This is a genomic window from Pseudoalteromonas sp. Scap03, assembly GCF_013393115.1.
Classification (GTDB): Bacteria; Pseudomonadota; Gammaproteobacteria; order Enterobacterales; family Alteromonadaceae; genus Pseudoalteromonas.
On the sequence record NZ_VDEU01000002.1, the window covers coordinates 647,236 to 666,035 of the forward strand.

13 protein-coding genes are annotated in these 18,800 nt (G+C 41.1%); 6 read left to right on the top strand and 7 right to left on the bottom strand.

Features of this window, described 5'->3' with window-relative positions; genetic code table 11:
* Positions 1-16: 16 nt before the first annotated feature.
* Together FHG08_RS18185 and FHG08_RS18190 are read right to left on the bottom strand one after the other, a co-directional pair.
* Positions 17-712: a cupin domain-containing protein gene (locus tag FHG08_RS18185; RefSeq protein WP_178956920.1), complete on the bottom strand. Its 696-nt coding sequence runs from the start codon at positions 710-712 to the stop codon at positions 17-19.
* A 16-nt stretch (positions 713-728) separates the two neighbouring features.
* Positions 729-1,355 carry a glutathione S-transferase family protein gene (locus FHG08_RS18190; protein ID WP_178956921.1) on the bottom strand — a complete coding sequence of 209 codons (627 nt, stop codon included), beginning with the start codon at positions 1,353-1,355 and terminating at the stop codon, positions 729-731.
* 440 nt (positions 1,356-1,795) lie between these two features.
* Here FHG08_RS18190 and FHG08_RS18195 point away from each other — a divergent pair, with 440 nt between their 5' ends.
* A complete protein-coding gene (locus tag FHG08_RS18195; RefSeq protein WP_054201362.1) occupies positions 1,796-2,314 on the top strand; it encodes a TetR/AcrR family transcriptional regulator in 519 nt (172 codons plus the stop codon).
* A 62-nt stretch (positions 2,315-2,376) separates the two neighbouring features.
* Here the strand turns inward: FHG08_RS18195 and FHG08_RS18200 are convergent, their stop codons facing one another.
* Entirely contained in the window at positions 2,377-3,840 is a 1,464-nt protein-coding gene (locus tag FHG08_RS18200; RefSeq protein WP_178956922.1) for a carbon starvation protein A, read from the bottom strand.
* A 349-nt stretch (positions 3,841-4,189) separates the two neighbouring features.
* On the opposite strand from FHG08_RS18200, the gene FHG08_RS18205 reads away from it, so the two are divergent.
* On the top strand, positions 4,190-4,672 hold the full coding sequence (locus FHG08_RS18205) for a putative 4-hydroxy-4-methyl-2-oxoglutarate aldolase (protein WP_178956923.1): 483 nt from the start codon (positions 4,190-4,192) through the stop codon (positions 4,670-4,672).
* 91 nt (positions 4,673-4,763) lie between these two features.
* Here FHG08_RS18205 and FHG08_RS18210 read toward each other — a convergent pair whose 3' ends face one another.
* From FHG08_RS18210 to FHG08_RS18225, 4 genes are all read right to left on the bottom strand, one after another.
* Positions 4,764-7,394 (bottom strand): glycosyl hydrolase family 18 protein, encoded by a 2,631-nt coding sequence (locus FHG08_RS18210; RefSeq protein WP_178956924.1) that lies wholly within the window; start codon positions 7,392-7,394, stop codon positions 4,764-4,766.
* A 65-nt stretch (positions 7,395-7,459) separates the two neighbouring features.
* Positions 7,460-9,064 carry a lytic polysaccharide monooxygenase gene (locus FHG08_RS18215; RefSeq protein ID WP_178956925.1) on the bottom strand — a complete coding sequence of 535 codons (1,605 nt, stop codon included), beginning with the start codon at positions 9,062-9,064 and terminating at the stop codon, positions 7,460-7,462.
* Between the two features lie 66 nt (positions 9,065-9,130).
* On the bottom strand, positions 9,131-12,304 hold the full coding sequence (locus FHG08_RS18220) for a glycosyl hydrolase family 18 protein (RefSeq protein ID WP_178956926.1): 3,174 nt from the start codon (positions 12,302-12,304) through the stop codon (positions 9,131-9,133).
* A 264-nt stretch (positions 12,305-12,568) separates the two neighbouring features.
* A complete protein-coding gene (locus FHG08_RS18225) occupies positions 12,569-15,073 on the bottom strand; it encodes a S8 family serine peptidase (protein WP_178956927.1) in 2,505 nt (834 codons plus the stop codon).
* Between the two features lie 569 nt (positions 15,074-15,642).
* Between FHG08_RS18225 and FHG08_RS18230 the strand changes: the two genes are divergently transcribed.
* The 4 genes from FHG08_RS18230 to FHG08_RS18245 are packed head-to-tail and all read left to right on the top strand — an operon-like array spanning position 15,643 to position 18,773.
* Entirely contained in the window at positions 15,643-17,151 is a 1,509-nt protein-coding gene (locus FHG08_RS18230; RefSeq protein WP_178956928.1) for a curlin, read from the top strand.
* Between the two features lie 40 nt (positions 17,152-17,191).
* The gene (locus tag FHG08_RS18235) at positions 17,192-17,584 is read left to right on the top strand and encodes a curli production assembly/transport protein CsgE (RefSeq protein ID WP_178956929.1); all 393 of its coding nucleotides are present in this window, start codon (positions 17,192-17,194) and stop codon (positions 17,582-17,584) included.
* Complete coding sequence (locus FHG08_RS18240) at positions 17,578-18,000, top strand: curli assembly protein CsgF (protein ID WP_138605903.1); 423 nt, start codon at positions 17,578-17,580, stop codon at positions 17,998-18,000. Before FHG08_RS18235 ends, FHG08_RS18240 begins: the two co-directional genes overlap by 7 nt.
* Positions 18,000-18,773: a CsgG/HfaB family protein gene (locus FHG08_RS18245; protein ID WP_138764900.1), complete on the top strand. Its 774-nt coding sequence runs from the start codon at positions 18,000-18,002 to the stop codon at positions 18,771-18,773. Before FHG08_RS18240 ends, FHG08_RS18245 begins: the two co-directional genes overlap by 1 nt.
* The last annotated feature ends 27 nt before the right edge of the window (positions 18,774-18,800 follow it).

Sequence of the window (18,800 nt, forward strand, 5' to 3'; positions counted from 1 at the left end):
CGATTTATCCTTTGAGCTAATTATGTTTCTTTAACCGATTAACTTGGTTTTTTACATCGTTTAAATAGCCGGTTTTTATCCATACTCTTGCGCCATTGTTACCCGCTGTGGCGTTAATTTCACTATTAACAGGCACTCTAAGCCAACTGTGTTTTTCAAGTGTGTCGTTATGCTCTTGTAAAGTGCCATCCAAAACCAACAACTCAGCACCACCACTTACCGTGAGCGTTAAAGATTGATTAGCATTAAACTGTACAATACTCACTGTTTCATACGTATCTTGATATAACAAAATGGCATTTAGGTCATTAAAATCGGGGGTTTTCTGCCCTTGCATATGCTGTGTGAGAATACGAACATGCTGGCGATCTTCTGGCTGAAACTGCCACAGTTTTACAAATATAATGCAACCATCTTTTGAGCCTGGGGTATGTTTTGATTGCGGAGGATTACGAATATAGGTACCTTTTGGGAAATCGCCATGCTCATCTTGAAATACCCCATCGAGCACTAAAAACTCCTCGCCCCCAGTATGAGTATGTGGGCTAAAGTGGCTGTTTGGCGCATAGCGTACAATACTAGTGGCTCGAGCAATTTCCTCACCCACTCTGTCAAGTGGACGTCTATCAACACCCAGCATGGGCGAAGCTATCCATTCAAGTGACTCGCTATGTACTACGACACGTTGACTAAAGTCGGCAGCAATTTTCATAGTTGGCTCCAAATTATTAATTTATAGCAGCAATACTTTGACGCTGAGCGACCTTTTGTTGCCATGCAATTAAGTGCGTGAGTTCAGTAGGAATAGCAATTTGTGCAAAGCCTGCAAACACAAGTCCTGCGTATAAGGTAATATCTGCAAAACTAAATTGTTCACCTGCCACATAAGTTGAGTTTGCTAATACGCTATTAAAATAAACCAAGCCTTGCTGTGCTTTTTCAGCTTGCTTTTCACCCCATGCAACATTTTGATAGGTTTCAAGTTTAGGTCCTAATCCATCAGTAGCATGATGAAAGTAAGTGGCAATTGCATCAAGTACCATCGACTCAGCACGTTTTTGCATCATATTAATTACTGCGCGTTCTTTTGCCTCAACACCAGTTAATGAAGGGCCTGCAAAAGCGGTATCAATGTATTGTGTAATTGCAGTGCACTCGGCAATAAAAGTACCATCATCAAGCTCTAGTACAGGTACACCTGCCAACGGATTCTTTGCCAAGAAAGCCTCACTGCGGTGCTCCCCATTTAATAAATCAACAGCAACAAACTCTACTTTATCAGTCGCATTTTTTTCAGCAAGTGCAATACGAACCCGTAACGGGTTAGGGAAATTTTCTACGTCATAAATTTTCATAATTATCTCTTATATTTTTAACAACAACCTAGGGTCTGTTGACCTTTGCGGATTATAATTTGTTCAAACTAGGGGCGGTTTAATCGCGGCGCGAGATTTGTAACCTAGTGGGCTAAGTAAAAACCGAGCAACAAAGAGTAAATCGCCCTTAGGCAGAACCCTTCGGGCAGCGCCTGTTTGGTATTGATGCTGCGTTATCGCCTATTTATGGGGAACAACCACACCACATAGGCACTGCCTTGCCTAAATGCCAAACAGACTGCTGCAAATTTAACCTTGAAAGGTCGACAGACCCTAAGTTAATATTAGCAAACCAAACCTACCTACTGATAGGTAATTTATAGCAAGCGCTTAGTGTTTGCAAACTAAAAATAAAAGAGCTTGAAAATAACTACCTACTGGTTGATAATTTTTTCAGATAACAGCAAGGAAATATCAAAATGAGTAAAAAAGCAGCCCTGCTACAAGCCGCAGAAAATAAAGTGCGACTGGGTGGTTATAGCAACTTTAGCTTTAGAGAACTTGCTACTGAAATAGGTATAAAAAGTGCCAGTGTACATTATCACTTTCCAACCAAAGCTGATTTAGGCGCTGAACTCGCGCATCAATACACCGATGCCTTTATTGCAGTACTTGGCGATCCGAATGCACATAAAGCAAACGGTAAAAATCCCATCGATATTTACACTCAGTTATTTAGAAATGCGCTCGTGATAGACAAAAAGATGTGTTTATGTGGCTTACTCGGTGCAGAAAGCGACAGCCTACCCGATAAAGTTCGCGTTGAAGTTCAGCGGTTTTTTAATAAAAACTTAGCCTGGTTAACTCAAGCACATCAAATAAATGGAGAGCTTAATCCTGCTCGGGCGGCAATACAAACAGTGAGCTTATTAGAAGGGGCAATGATTATTAGTAAAACCCTAGATGATATTAGCTACTTCGAACAAGCTACTTTTTAAATGCTTATATAAAAAAGCGAGCTTCAATAAAGCTCGCTTTTTACATTAATAACTATGTAGTTTTAAGCTGGATGCACTTTATGTTTTGAGTGCACAAAAGCTAATGCAATAAAGCCTATTACCGCTACCACTACACCAATAGGCTTACCTAAGTCACTTGATAAGTTTAACCCAATTGCCGCAGTCATAATGTAAGATAAGGTCACTGCGGTTGCGATCACGGCGGGTATACTAGTGATCCAATGGAATGTACCACGGTCAAATAGGTACTTGGTCGCAAGCCACAACACACTGGTAGAAAGCAGCATATTTGAAAACGCAAAATAACGCCAAATAACAGAGAAGTCGAGCTTAGTCATAAAGTAAGCAATGGTTAAAATTGGCAGTGCTAACAACAAACGATTACGTAAACTTTGCGGAATACTAAACGCATCAACCACCGTTAAGCGCAGTGAACGGAACGCCGTATCACCTGAGGTGATAGGGAAAACAGCAACAGCAATAATAGCCATTATACCACCAAATACACCTAAGTAGCTGTTTGCAATATGGTTAACCACTAAGCCTGGACCGCCTAAATCAAGCATCGATTTTAAACCAGCGTACCCTTCTGGGAAGGCAGCAATACCAGCAAGCGCCCAAACACAACCTACAATACCTTCGCACATCATCGCTCCATAATAAACCGGGCGTACATATTTTTCGTTAGTTAAACAACGAGCAATAATAGGTGCTTGCGTTGAGTGAAAACCACTAATAGCACCACAAGTAATGGTGATAAATAGCAACGGCCAAGTAGGCAGTCCATCAGGATTTGGGGCTAAAAAGTCGTGAGCATGATCGGCTTCAAAATACGCTAAAAAGTCGCCAGCTACTGGTAAATGGGGTGCGTTGATTAACAGTGAGACTGCGATAGCAACTGTCATTACAATCATTAACAAGCCAAAAATAGGGTAAAACTTAGTGATGATTTTATCGATTGGTAATAACGTGGCTAAAAAGTAGTAAGCTAAAATAGCGAGAACCCAAAATGTATTACTAGCAAAAATGGTGCCTTCAAATGCATCTAAGTTACTCAATAATCCTGCTGGGCTCATAATAAACACTACACCAACAAAAAATAACAACATAGCAGTAAATATAAGCATAAAGCCTTTAAATACTACGTTGTAATAATGGCCTGCAATTTCAGGTAAACTTTTACCGTCTTCTTTAATACTCATTACGCCAGAGAAAAAGTCGTGTACAGCTCCACCTAAAACGTTACCAAGTACAATCCAAACCAGCGCTACTGGACCATACAAGGCGCCAAGTATAGGACCAAATATGGGGCCTACTCCTGCAATATTCAAAAACTGAATTAAAAATGCACGAACAGGGTGAATAGCAACATAGTCAACACCTTCGCTAAAATGCTTTTGCGGAGTGTCTACGGTTGAATCTAAACCCGCTTGTTTTGCAACAAACGGGCTATAAAACTTATAGCCTAATATTAAAATAGTCAGGCAAATAAAAAAGATGATCATAAAGCACGCTTCTCTTTTTGTATGTGTTTATAGAACGCTATTTTGCGCCCCACTTTTTAAATAACAATTGAACGTAGCATATGAAAAAGTAGCCAACAATGAGACGTTTGGCTAATGCGCTCACAAAATCAATTTTATTCGAAAAAATAAAACTAATTAACAGCATTCGTTACTCATGGAAACAGATGGAAAGCACTAAAAGTACTTATATTGCGACTAAAATCTATAAGCCAATTTGCAACAATAGCTACACCTGAGTGATTAATTAGCCTACGATAAACATTATTACTACTTTAAATTTACTTGCCTTTGCCGTACATGGCTTTGCCAAAAAACAAGGATGCCCTCAATGACACAGTTTACTACGCCCGATTTATACGATGAACATCGCGACCATGTGCAAGTTGCTGACAGTGGCTTGCAACACTTTGGTAATAAAACTTACTTTTATGGTCAAGTAGTGACCGTCACCTGCCCTAACGACAACTCGTTTGCTGGTAACATACTGCATGAAAACGGTGAGGGAAAAGTATTGGTTGTTGATGGTTTTGCCAGTAAACGTTTTGCCTTTATTGGCGATATGATTGCAGAGCGCGCACTAAAAAATGGCTGGCACGGCATAGTTATTAATGGTTGCTGTCGCGATATTGAAATTCTTGCCACACTTGATTTACCTGTAATGGCGCTAGGCGCAACCCCGCGCTGCACCACTAAGCGCGGCTTAGGCGCTAAAGATCACCCGGTTAATATGTTAAACACCACAATTAATACTGGTGATTGGGCATATGCTGATGTAAACGGCTTAATAATTAGCTCTAAAGCGTTGTTTTAACCCCTCGTAATAGTCGTTAACAAAAAAAGCAGCTCGAAAGCTGCTTTTTTAATTTATATGGTTTTTTAAAACCCAAATTCTCAGGTTAAAATTAAAGTGCTAACCATACATCGGTTGAACCAGGTTCGTTCCCTTGAGTCCACCATTTAGCTTGGTACTTATTACCTTGATAAGAAACTTCATCACCACTGTTATAGATAGCCGTTGGCTGCCAAACTGCGACACCCGTACCATCTGTAGGTTGTGTTGTTGCTTCCCATGCACCACCTAAATCAGGACGCTCGCCTTGAGTCCACCACTTTGCTTTATATTCAACGCCGTTATAAGTAACGACATCACCACCAACGTATGCAACACTCGCATCCCAGCTTCCTGTAGGTGGATTTGTAGTATCAACGTTTGTAACTGTTACGCTAAAGCTTTGCGTTGTGGTTAATGCACCATCACTAACTGCAACAGACACGGTGAAATCTGTATCGGTATCTACAGCGCCTGCCTCAAGACTTATATTTGAACCGCTACCCACTAACGTTAAACCAGCAGGTACTGTCCACGAATACGTAAGGGTGTCGTTTTGAGCATCATCAGCCACTACAGCTACACTTGCTGATGCGCCCTCTTCAACGCTGATATTAGCGATAGCATCAACACTCGGTGCTGTGTTTTCACCCCCTGATGTTGGCGCAATAACATTAACAACAACATCACGATTAACGGTTGCTTTACCATCTGATACCGCAACGGTTGCCACATACTGCGTATCTGCAGTCACTGTTGGCGCTGTAATGACTAATGATGCACTATTTTGTCCAGATACCACCAGTGCGCTATCAACATTCCAGCTAAAGCTAAGTGGATCGTTATCTGCATCAGTTGCAGAAGCTGTTACTGTAATACTCTCGCCTGAATTAACAGATACAGATGCAGATACTGAAACAACTGGCTTTTTATTTGTTGGCGGAGCAACTACTCCTCCTAAACCATCATGCATAGCATTAAGAATATCACCATTATCCGCATCTATTTCCCAAGCAAATAAACCACCTAAATTATACTGATTAACATACGCTCCTTTAGCCAGTACTGACTTACGGCTATCATAAGTAATTAGTTTACCGGTTGAACGATTCCATACATAAGCGGCCTGTGCTTGCTCATCATAACCCACTTCAAAACCATTAATACCTGTGCCCGCAGCACCAATCATATTGGCTTTAACGCCCTTGTAATCAATAACCCCATCTTCCCATACGCCTTGTGCCGTAGAGCCTTTTAATGGGCCATTACCAGGGGCGGTCATTGGGTTACCATCAATCGCTGCATTTTGCGGGTAAACACCTTCCCAACCACGACCATACATAGCTGTGCCCACGACGATTTTTTTCGATGGTACATTTTGCGCAAGTAACAGCTGCACTGCATTATCGGTGGTATAAGCAGGGCCTTTACGAGGTTCGCCATTTTCATCAAGCCCGGTACCGTTACATTGGCCAACACTCATGTGTTCACCACAGTAAAGTGCAGTTTGGTGACCGGTTACATTACTCCATGCGCCATAAAAGTCATAGGTCATGGCAAAAATGTAATCCATATACTGACTAGCCGCTTGGTAATCTACATCTTCAATTTTATCGTAACCTGCACCTATAGCTGAGGTTAACTCGTATGTACGACCCGTTTCTGCTTCAAGCTTATCAAGCATAGCGCGTAGTTCTTGCATTAATGCAACATAGGCTGGGCCATCGTTGATTGGATCGCCAATGTCAGGATTGGGACCGTCACCACCTGGGAATTCCCAATCAATATCGACACCGTCATAGAATTTCCATGTTCTTAAAAACTCTTCCATTGAGGCAACAAAGGTGTCGCGGTTAGCTTTATTGGTAAAGCCACCGAATGGGTCTGATAACGTCCAACCACCTACAGATGGTAAAATTTTAATATCTGGGTAACGCTGTTTAAGCGCCATTAGCTGAGAGTAAGTACCACGGATAGGGTCTTTTGCATCAACCCCTGGCAGTGCTTTTTGTACTGCTGCCCATGGGTCGTGAATAACCACTTCGTAATCTGCAGAGCCGGCACAAGCGGTTTCAAGTGCACGTTTAGGACCACCCGATAACGATGCGTTTTCACCACAAATTGGAATAAAGCCATACAAAATATGACTCAGATTTTGTGCTGGCATATTCGTTACATCATAATCACGGCCATAAATTCCCCACTCAACAAAGTAAGCGCCTGTAACTAAACCTTGTTTGATACCAATGTCACGGTTATTTGGATCTACATCCATCGGCAATGGCGCTAAGTGGCCACCGTCAGTATCAGCAATTACAATAGGTTTGCCTGCACTACGCGCACAGGTCGTGCCACCTTCACATAGCTCAACATACATTGTATGGCGGCCTGCTTTATCATAAGGGAATGAAATAGTGCCACTTTTAGAACCAGCAGCAAGCGTGCCCTCATTAACTAGCATGTCATCAAAATATACTTTGTAGCTATCGCCACCATCACCACTCCATGCACTCCACTGAATGTTGATATTAACTTGTTCAACACGGGTAACTAGCTGCTTATAAGAGCCGTTTCCCTCAAGATCTACCTCAACAAACGAATATTGCTGTGGTTCCCAATTAATGCTTGGTGTAGACGGTGCAGCAGATGCTGTGCTTGCAAATAAAGCAACACCGATGGCTGCGCTTAGTTGTTTGATATTCATAGGTCTCTCTTATCCATTATTTATGTAATTATTTAATAAGTTTGAACTGCAAAACTTAGGCTTTATTAAAGTTTGGTCCATACATTGGCTTGCCCTGGCGTATCGCCCTGAGTCCACCATTTAGCGCGATAGCGCTGTCCTTGATACGTTACTTCTGCGCCGGCTTGGTAGGCTTTGCTAGTATTCCAAGTGGCTGCTGTGTCAGCTTTCGAGGCTGATTCCCATGCCGCTGAGGTATCTGGTTGTTGGCCTTTGTTCCACCATTTAGCGGTGTAAATAACGTTAGCAAAACGGGCTTTATCGCTGGCTTGATAGGTCTGAGTGCTTTCCCATTCAGGTACTGCTGGGTCAACCGGATCGACCACAGGTACATCGTTAACCGTGACACTAAAACTGGTTTGGGTACTTAATTGACCATCCGATACAGATACTGCAATGGTGTAATCGGTGTTTGCTGATACCTCTGCAGTGGTTAAGTTGATGTTGGCACCAGAGCCTGTAAAGCTTAGCGGTGTAGGTACTGTCCAGCTGTAAGTTAGCTCACTTTGCTCATCATCAAAGGCATGCAGATGAATTGCTGTTGTGGTGTTTTCATCAACTACTAGGTTATCTGGGGTGTGTACAATGGGTGCGGTGTTTGTTGGCGCACCTTGCACACTCAAGGCATAGGTATAATTTGCATCGCTGCTATACACTTGATTTATGAGTACGTCGGTTGCATCAAACGTAATGTCGCCCGCTTGGTTTTGCACACCAATTTGCACTAAATGCGCGTAATCGAGGTTAAGCTGCTCAGCCAATGCTTGTTGCCAATTTGCTTGATTGTCGGCATTGATTTTAAGCTGTTGGTTGATCACCTCTTGGCCTGTTTCGTCAAATAATCGCGCCCATACGATGTCGCCTGCAATAGCATTTTGCCCTTGGCGAACAAAGTAACCGACGCTAGTCAACGAATTTGGATCAGTTGGGCCTGCGTCATTTACTATGTTGATGTCGCTACAGTTATAAAAGCCTTCACCAACCACATCATTACGTTGCCAACGGCTATATAAAATGGCCTCGCCGCTGCGGTCTTGCGGAATTGCAACATTCATTTCATAGTAGCGTTTACCATCGGGGTCTTTAACGACCTCAATGTTGTCGTGCTCTTGCACTAGCTGTAAGTCTTGCCAAGTTAGTACGTCAGTTGCGCTATTGAAGCTTGGCTTGGTAATGTAAAACTGCCAAAAGCTTGGGTTGTGCGGGGTTGATGCAAGATAACGTATTTGAATATCACCATTGGCATTGGGTACTACATCACTGCGCTGCCAATGTGGTGATGGTAAATCCATACCCCGTTTGGCTGTATCGCCACCAGCACATAAAGTGCCGTTTGGTACACTGGCCTCAACTGCGGTTTGATTTAAATAGTCAGGAGTATTAACCGAAAATTCAATCGCTTGTACAAACTGCACCGTGCCCGATTCTAAATATGCGGCTCGACACGCAAGGTTAGGAATATTTGTGCCGTCTTCAGGCCACCAGTATCCGCCATCAACTTGACAAATTGCTTGGCGCGCTTTAGGGCTATCCATATAACCATGTGCTTGCACTTGCGGTGCTAGTGCACTGAGTAGTAAACCACTAGTAATTGCAGATAGCGTAATCGTGTTAAATTTAATTGATGCCATTATTTTATCCTTTATTAGACTCAATACATGGGGCAAGCTCAGGCCTACCCCTCATTGTTTTGTAAATTACAGGCTACAACTTAAGGTCCAATCTGCTGTTGCACCCGGCTCAGAGGTTGTCCACCACTTGGCTTTATAAACTGCGTTGTTATGCACCATTAGATCGCCGCCAGCAGCATGACTTGGGTTGCCCGCCCAGTCTGTTTGAGGGAAGTTTGGATAAACAGGAATCGTGGCTATATCAACTCCTTCACACGTACCTACAGGGTCACCGCCACCGTTATCTGGATTGCCCGTGCCATCACCCGGTGTTGCATCTGGTAGCATTGGGTATTCAGCTTTGAATGCATAAGTTTTTCCATCTTTTTCAATGGTAAAGTTGCTAGGCCCAGTGATTGGCATGTAGTACATCACTTGTGCATTCACAGTTGCACCAGCGCTAAAGTCTTTTGGTTGACCGCCCCATTCATTGTTCAGTGTGATTGAGAAACGGTGGAACTCGTTCTCAAAACCGCCAATATTATTACCCGCTGCGTTCGAGCCATTTACTTCTACTGCCATGCCCAGTTTTTCTTGTGCATTCCAGTTAGATTTAAAAATAGCTGAAGTTGATACCGGCACATCAAATGAGATTTTTGCACCACTAAAATCAAGACTTGAGTTATTAGTAAATGCAAACGTTGGGCTGATTGGGTAATTATCATCACCAATTGGGAAGTCTTTTGCTGTAAATGTTACATCTACTGCTTCAGCAGGCACTGTAAAGTTTGGATTTCCGCCATGTACATCATATGCAACACCGCTTTGATTAAACTTATCGTATGCAAGTGAAGTAAGCGTTGACCCCATGAAGTACTCGCCTTTCGCTGTATCGTAGTCAAAGTCACCCGCCAGCTCCCAGAACATAATACCGCCAAGGCCATTGTTGATAACGTAATCAACTTTTGTTGCCATTGACTCTTCATCTTCCATTGAAAGGAATACTTTTTTATCTGCGTTCCATAACCAAGGGGCTACAGCAACGCTGTCATAGTGACGAGTGTAAGTACCTGTTAAGCGGTCATCGGCGTCGGTATCAGGTGTTAAGCCATACACGCCTAAATACGAGCCAACAATGCCGTTTTCAAGGTTTTTAACATGCCATAAAGGGTTTGAACCTGCTGGCATTTCTTGGCCTGCATCGTTCTTATCATGCCAAAGGTTATCGATACCTAGTGCACCATTACCGCATTTGTTTTTCTCACCTACGCCAGTACCTTTAGCGCAATCAGCTTGGTTTGGTAGTGCCGCTTGGCCCCATAAACCGTTTGTTCCACCTGATACATTTTTAAAGCCACGGGTGTAATAAGGCAAACCAATATTAATACGACCTGCTGACATCGCTCCGCGGAAGTAACGTACGGCCCAATCAGTATTTAAATACCCAATGCCTTCAAACTCTTTGGTACCATATACATTCCACTGCGTAAGCTCTGAATCAAGACCCGTGTCAAACAACGCAGCGTTGTGACCTACGTGCGAGTTCCATGCGCCATGTAAGTCATAAGACATGATATTTACATAATCGAGGTATTGAACCGCTTGGAAGGTTTCCATTCCACGAAGTAAATAGCCCGACGAAGGCGATGCAATAGTGAGTAAATAATGCTTACCAGCGGCTTCACCTGCACGGTCTAGCTCTTCTCGTACCTTTTTCATTAGCACTTGATATGAAGCATTCAACCCTGCACGACGTGCGTTAGAAATAGGAAAGTCATCTGGATGACCTGAATCATTCATTGATGATGGGTATTCATAGTCAATATCAACACCATCAAAACCATACTTTTCAATAAATTCAACAGCACTTTGTGCGAATGCATTAATGCCAGCATGATTGATTGAACCATCGGCATTAGTGGTCATAGTATAAAAACCACCGCTTTCAACACGGCCTGTTTCATCAAAGTAACCGCCGGTTTCAGCCCAACCGCCTACTGATATTAATGTTTTTACATCTGGATGTTGTTTTTTGTATTTGTTTAACAGATTAAAATGGCCTTTGTAGTTAAACTCAGGGTCCATTTCGGCACCAACAACACCTGGCCACTGCATGTTTGTTGCTGGGTTATTTACTGATGCTGGGTCGCCAATTGATACTTTATTGTTGGCATCAACATGGGCAAAGGCATAGTTGATATGGGTAATTTTATCCCAAGGAATATCGTTTACTAAATAGCTGGGTTGACCATTAGCGCCATTACGCCAGCTAGTAAAGTATCCAATTACACGGCGTGGATGATCTGGGCCCATGATCTCGCGACCATTTGCGTCATAAATCGTACAGTAAGGCGTGTTTACACCGGGAGTTTGATATAAACCTTGGGGACGACAGTCAGTGCCCGTAACTGGGCCTGTATTTTCATCAACAACCGTTAATACTTTTGTTACTTGCGCTGTTGCACCGTCGTTATCGGTCACCGTTAGGGTGAAAGTTGCCTGACCAAGTGCCGTTGCTTGCCATGCAAAACTGCTCGCTGGTGAGCTTGATTGATGAACATCCACCCCGTTTGCTGCAAAGCTCAGAGCCGTTACTTGGCCATCACTATCAGTTCCAGAAAGTGCAAACACCACCTGCGAACCAACAACCAGTTGATCCGGAAGCGTGCTAAATGAAATAGCGGCAACAGGTACTTGATTAACAGGGTCAACAACTACTGAATCACTAACGTTCAGCGTATTAACAACTTCTGCAGAGTTCGCTCCTTCATCGTCTGTTGCTACCGCGCTAATTTGATGTTCGCCCGTGATAGCTTGCCAGTTAACACTGAACGGCGCAGTGTTATCAACCGCTATGGAAATGCCGTCGACAAAAAACTCTACACCTGCAACCGAGCCATCTGAATCAGTTGCTTGCGCCAAAATGACAACGTTGTCTTTATCGTTAAATAAAGAACCATTCCCAGGTGTGATCTCAGTAATTATAGGCGACTGATTATCATTGACAGCGCTGTCACACGCACCTAAAAGTAACCATTCTTGATATTGACCGGTATTCTCCAAAGGGTTTGCTTGTGTCCACCACTTGGCTTCATACGCATTATTTTGTGCCTTTACTTGGCTTCCTGCTGTATGAGTTTGCCCTAACTCCCATGTCGTCAATGTACTGCAGTCTATTGATGCATATACATTTAAACTAAATGCACTTAGTGATAAGACACTTAATTTAAGGGCATTATTTATTATTTTCCGTGAGCTCATTAGCTCCTCCGCTTAGTGTGTTAAGAAATGCTATTGTCAGTTTCCATTTATGAAACTAGCATGAACAAAGTAAATATCAAGTAAATAAAGTGTAATTAATAAACAAAATAGATACAAATTGATTAATTAATAATATGAGGCTAGTGATTTATAACTACTATAAAAACTATTAAAATACCAAGTTCAATTAATAACATTTATTAATTGGGCATTAAAAAGCCCAGTGAAACTGGGCTTGGTTTACATTAGGAATGTATATTTTGCTTAATTAAATGAAACCGTAACAATATTCGAACATACGTTCTCAGAAACACATAACTTATAGTTATACGTTGATAATCTTGCGTTACGAACGTAGTCACGGTAACGGCCATTATCTGATACGGTATCTACTAGTTCGCCATTTCGGTATAAGCTAAGTGACTCAGCACCCACTTCTTCCCAGTTTAGCTCTACACGCATAGTATCAAGACGTGACTTATTAGCGCGTTTTAGAGTCAACTCAATTTCAACATCACTTACAACAACTGTTTGTGTGAATGTATCTGAGTTGTTTTCACTATCTGTTACAGTTAGTTCAACTTCATAACTACCTGATTCAGCGTAGGCATGAACAGGGTTTGCATCAGTTGAAGTTGCACCGTCACCAAAGTTCCAGCTCCACTGTGAAATGTCATCATTAACATCACGGCTTGTATCTGTAAATGTAGCAGTTAAACCTTGTGCTGAAACATTAAAGCCGGCTTCTGGTGGTTGTGGACTTACTTCACCAATAGCACTAAATGTAAGTGACCAACCATTGATATTACCCGTATCTGCGCCTGCTGTATCTTCAACATTAAGTGTCCAATCTCCAGTCGCTACCTCAGAATTAAATACCGTTGATGTAAATGACTTCACAATGTCGTCGTCACTGCCACCTTCATTGCTTTGTAAAGTAACCTCTGTACCTTGTGCTGAAATAAGTGTAAGCACTAAGTCACCAGACCAAGTATGCGTAATGTCTACATCAGCCGTGGTACCAAAGATAGTTAAATCATCGGCCACAGTAATAACAGAGCTTGCACCTTCAGGTGAGTTATCCGGAATCTCAACGCGTTCATTACTACTGTAAGTAAAGTCGTTCAAACCAGCAGGTTGCAGCATTAAGCTTACTGTTTGATCTTTAACTTGCTCGTCTGTTGAAGCAGTTACAGTAAAGTCATAATTACCCCACTGAGTATCGCTATTAGTTGCTACCGTTAATACAACCTCATCACCTGGACGAGCTGTAGTTGCGCTTAGCGATGCGTCAGTAAGATCAGCAGCCAAAGCAAGTGAAACGTCACCATCCCATTGTGCAACTGAACCAATTGTAAAGGTATAGGTAACCGTATCACCAACTGTTGCTTGTTGAGAAACAGGTGATACTGATAATTTAAACCCAGGAGTTGGATCAGCATCAATGACTGCTTGGTTAACATTTAGACGTGTACCTGCAACCGTTTTACCATTTAATGCCGCATTAGCATCACCACTAGACATAAGTAACTCTTTAAGCTCTAGTGATGTTAGATCTGGATTTACTGACAATACAAGTGCAGCAGCACCAGCTACATGTGGTGTTGCCATTGATGTGCCAGAATAGCTTGCATAACCGCCACCTGGAATGGTTGATAAAATAGCACTACCTGGCGCGCCCATATCAACACTGGTTAAACCCCATTGTGAAAAGCCAGACATATTGTCGCGACTATCAGTACTTGCAATAGATAATACATTGTCATTTTCATAATTAGATGGGTAATGAGGATTTACATCGTTGTCTACCGCATCATTACCAGCAGCAGCTACAAATAAAATATCAGCTTCTTCACTGGCAGTAATCGCATCAGCAAGTGCTTGGCTATAACCACCACCGCCCCAGCTATTGTTTAATACACGAAGGTTAACACCTGAGTTTTTAAGGCCTACCATGTAGTCAATACATTTAATAGCGCCAGATGTAGAACCTGTACCATCTGCAGCTAAAAACTTACAACCTGCAATAGATACATCATGGTTTACACCAACAATACCAACACCATTGTTACCACTGGCACCAATTGTACCTGATACATGTGTACCGTGGCCTTCGTCATCCATTGGGTCGCCAGCATCGGTAATCGCGTTAATACCGTGTACGTCATCAATATAACCGTTGCCGTCATTATCGATACCATCTCCAGCAATCTCACCGCTATTTACCCACGCATTCGCAGCTAAATCAGGATGGCTATAATCTACACCAGTATCAATAACACCTACAACAATATCACGGCTACCAGTTGAAATTGACCAAGCCTCAGGTGCATCAATATCTGCATCAACCGTACCACCAGTTTGGCCTTCGTTATTTAAGCCCCATAAATCTTCAAAGCGAGGATCATTAGTTGCGTTTGCTATGCTCACTCGGTAATCAGGCTCAACATACTCAATAGCTTGATGTGATTTTAAGCGCTCAATTGCTTCTTTAGCGCTCATTCCTGATATTTTAAATTTAGCGAGGCGGCCTGAAAATAACGAAGTGAAGTTATCATCAATTTCATCGTTATTTAGATCAGATATTTTGGCTTTTACTAACGAACGAGCTTGCTTACGCATTTCCGGCGAAGCATTCTTTTTATATTTAACAATAATTGAGTCACTACTCGCAGTAACTTTTTGAGTCGTACTGTTTACATCAGGCAATTTCGCCGCAGCTAAACAAGGTAAAAGTGCAAGTGTAATAATAGATAATTTTGTTTTCATCGTTTTATCCGTAATTAAGTTAACTTAGCTGTACTAAGTGGAAAATTTACGTATAAGAATTTAAGCAATCACGTGGCAAGTGCTAAGAAAACGGTTAAACAGCGACTAACTCAAGTAAAAAAAAAAAATAAGGTACAAAATCATTACTTTTAACTAGAAATACAGTGATAAAAACATAAAAAACATCCATTTTAATGAGCTAAACTCATTAATTTTAACATACCATTAACTCATTATTTTTTATTGGATTTTAGTGAGAAATAAATATAAATCCAAAATTTAATTTCAAGCCATTGAAACTAAACAGCTTTAAATACCATTAAAAAAGATGATTCAAAATAGGTTCATTGAAGAATACAGTGACTGAGCAGTTATGAAGTAGATAACAGTAAACATACTGTTCAAGCACTGAAAGCTAGATTCTACATTCATGATTAAAACCGCACCTTACGTTTAAGAATAAAAGTTAATCACACATTTAACAGCACGGCATGCTGTAACGACAAACACCTTATTAAAACTTAATAAACAACCAAGGTGTTTAATTTTGCATTTCAAGGAGAATAATAATGAAATTGAATAAATCACTTTTAAGCTGTGCTATTGCAATTGCAATGGGCGCAAGCTTTACAGCAAACGCAACTACAGAATCAAAAGCGGGTTCAACTTCTGAGCTTGCATCTAAAGTATCTGTAAGTAGCATTGAAAATGCCGTAACAGTTAAACAATCATTTTCTGATAATACAGCATTAGTATCTCAAGATGGGGATGGCAATACTGCACTAGCTACTGAAGTCGGTAACAATAACGATGTTAAAATAGCTCAATTACAAAATGGTAATTACGCCGAAGTTGAAACAACGGGTGATAACAACCAACAGACTTATGCGCAAGATGGTATCGCTAATGGTTTTATTACTCGTATTACGGGTGATCATAACGGCGTTTATGTTTCTCAATTAGGCCAAGGATTATTCCAGAATAATGAAGCAATCAATATTATCACCGGTAGCGACAATAATATTGACGTAGAACAAGGTGATGGCGGCCATTGGTTTTACAACATGGACATGAGAGGTAACGGCAACGAAATTATTTCATCTCAGTCAGGTATGTGGCAAGAGTTTGAAATACTTAGCTTATCTGGTGATGAAAACATCATTGAAATTGAACAAACAGACACGTGGAATGAATTTAAAATAGAGTCATTACGTGGCAACGAAAATGAAATTGATGTTAGCCAAGATGGCTCACGCAACATTGTTACATTCACTGATATAGCTGGTGATGCAAACGAAATAGCTATTGAACAAAGCAGCGGTGATAACAATACGATTACTTTTGCAGCCGTTACTGGCAATGATAATGAAATAAAACTAGACCAAGAAGGTTCAGATAATGCTATTGAATCTGGTCTTTTTGACGGTTCATTCAACGAAGTAACAGTTAATCAAGTTGGTGATGAGAACCTTGCAACAACTGAGCTAATGGGCGATAACAATGAGCTTACAGCAATGCAAGTTGGTAACACTAATGAAGTATACATGGGTGTAATTGGATCAAATAATGAATTTACAGTAACTCAAGTTAGTAATTCCAGCTCGGTTCATTTAGCTAATTTTAATGGTAATGGCAATGATGTTGACCTTAGCCAATCAGGTGGTGATGAAAACGCAATTTTAGTGCAGTCTTCATACCCTGATGTCTCACTTACATCAAACGATAACGATATTGATGTTAATCAAGTCGGTAACCAAAACGAAGCCATTGTTACACTAGCGGGTGTTCTTGATAGTAATGCAAACCAAATTGATATCGCTCAAAATGGTGATATCAACGTTATTGACTTAATGGTAGAGGGCAGTAATCACTCTATTGATATTGCACAACAAGGTGAGGGAAACTGGGTAGGTGGAACGGGAGATTCAGCGCTTTTACTAGGTGGTGAAAACGTTTCATTCTCTGTTACTCAAACAGGTAATTACAATACTGTTGAAGGTAACGTAATTGGCTTTAACAGTACATTCTCTGTCACGCAAATCGGTGATGGTAACACTGCAACAATTACACAAATGTAATTGATGAGAAAGGGAGAGTAACCCTCTCCCTTATTTAACTATGAAAAATAATAAATATAACTATTTTTTTATACTTTTAACTCTTTTTATTCCTTGTAGTAATGCCAGTGATGATTTAGAAATCGATGGATTACTTCTAAACAAAAGTATTAGCCGCTTTGGGTATCAATTTTATAGTGAATTTTCAAACTATTGGCGCGAATTCCCCTCAACAGCAGGCTTCAATGTAGAAATAAAAGAAACGGTTATACCCCGTGCTGGCACCAAATTAGTATTAATAATGAATAATAAGATAATTTATGCAACCCACTTGGGACGAAAGCTAGAGCCTTTGGACGAGCGGGTAGAGCAAGCAGTACATTCTGTAATGGACGCAATGGCGCGATCGAATATGCAAACAGCGAGTCCTGACATGGCATTGAACGGATGGTAACAATGAAAAAAATAGTATTAACAATAATAACGACTTTAAGCTTTTCAGTCTCCGCAACTGAAATTATTTACACCCCTATTAACCCGAGCTTTGGCGGCAACCCTCTCAATGCCAATATGCTGCTTAGTAAGGCACAAGCACAAAATAAGCATAAAGCGCCTGTGATCGAAAAAGGGTATGCAGAGCAATTTCAGGATTCATTAGAGCGAACATACTTAAATAGGATGGTGAGAGAAATCACCGACATGGCTTTTGGCGAAAATATTGAAGACAGTGTTTTTAACCAAGATTCAATATTTATGAGTGGTGATTATCAAATAGAAGTAATCACCAGTACAACCGACACTATCACGGTTAGAATAACAAATATAATTGATGACTCGGTTGTGGTTATCGAAGTACCGAGGTTTGGATAATGTATAAAGTAATTATAATAACAATCGCTCTTTCTCTTAGTGGTTGCTCTACTATGGGTAATTTAATTCCCCCATCAAAACAAAGTGCGGTAACGTTAGAGCCAACAGATGTTTTTTCTGACTTAAAAAGCTTACCTAAACCTGCAGGTAGCATTCCAGTTTCGGTTTATTCATTTCGCGATCAAACCGGTCAATATAAACCACAAACTAATGTTAGCTCGTTTTCAACGGCCGTCACTCAAGGTGCAAACTCTATTTTAGTGCAAGCATTACATGAGTCTGACTGGTTTACGCCGGTTGAACGTGAGGGTTTACAAAACATTTTGACTGAGCGAAAAATTATTAGAGCGGCACAAGCGACTAACCCTAATCAGAGCGAGCTTCCGCCATTAACCACCGCAAAAATTATTTTAGAAGGTGGCATAATTAGCTACGATACCAATGTAAAAACTGGCGGATTAGGAATGGAATACTTTGGGATTGGTGCCTCAGAGCTATATCGTGAAGATGCAATTTCAATTTATTTGCGTGCAGTCGATGTAAGAACTGGCCAAGTACTATTATCAGTAGCCACCAGCAAAAAAGTATTGAGCCAAGAAATGCGAGCAGGCTTCTTTAGATATGTTAGTTACAAACGTTTAGCCGAAGCCGAAGCTGGATTTAGTGATAACGAACCTATGAGTATTTGTGTGACACAAGCCATAGAAAAAGCGCTTACTGATTTAATTACTAAAGGCATAGATCGAGGACTTTGGGCTAAAAAACAAGCTTAAAAAATAAAAGGCTATGCAAATAGCCTT

Bases quoted from the DNA above. Each gene is read 5' to 3' on its own strand.
- FHG08_RS18185 (WP_178956920.1), bottom strand. From the start codon at position 712: ATGAAAATTGCTGCCGACTTTAGTCAACGTGTCGTAGTACATAGCGAG.
- FHG08_RS18190 (WP_178956921.1), bottom strand. From the start codon at position 1,355: ATGAAAATTTATGACGTAGAAAATTTCCCTAACCCGTTACGGGTTCGT.
- FHG08_RS18195 (WP_054201362.1), top strand. From the start codon at position 1,796: ATGAGTAAAAAAGCAGCCCTGCTACAAGCCGCAGAAAATAAAGTGCGA.
- FHG08_RS18200 (WP_178956922.1), bottom strand. From the start codon at position 3,840: ATGATCATCTTTTTTATTTGCCTGACTATTTTAATATTAGGCTATAAG.
- FHG08_RS18205 (WP_178956923.1), top strand. From the start codon at position 4,190: ATGACACAGTTTACTACGCCCGATTTATACGATGAACATCGCGACCAT.
- FHG08_RS18210 (WP_178956924.1), bottom strand. From the start codon at position 7,394: ATGAATATCAAACAACTAAGCGCAGCCATCGGTGTTGCTTTATTTGCA.
- FHG08_RS18215 (WP_178956925.1), bottom strand. From the start codon at position 9,064: ATGGCATCAATTAAATTTAACACGATTACGCTATCTGCAATTACTAGT.
- FHG08_RS18220 (WP_178956926.1), bottom strand. From the start codon at position 12,304: ATGAGCTCACGGAAAATAATAAATAATGCCCTTAAATTAAGTGTCTTA.
- FHG08_RS18225 (WP_178956927.1), bottom strand. From the start codon at position 15,073: ATGAAAACAAAATTATCTATTATTACACTTGCACTTTTACCTTGTTTA.
- FHG08_RS18230 (WP_178956928.1), top strand. From the start codon at position 15,643: ATGAAATTGAATAAATCACTTTTAAGCTGTGCTATTGCAATTGCAATG.
- FHG08_RS18235 (WP_178956929.1), top strand. From the start codon at position 17,192: ATGAAAAATAATAAATATAACTATTTTTTTATACTTTTAACTCTTTTT.
- FHG08_RS18240 (WP_138605903.1), top strand. From the start codon at position 17,578: ATGGTAACAATGAAAAAAATAGTATTAACAATAATAACGACTTTAAGC.
- FHG08_RS18245 (WP_138764900.1), top strand. From the start codon at position 18,000: ATGTATAAAGTAATTATAATAACAATCGCTCTTTCTCTTAGTGGTTGC.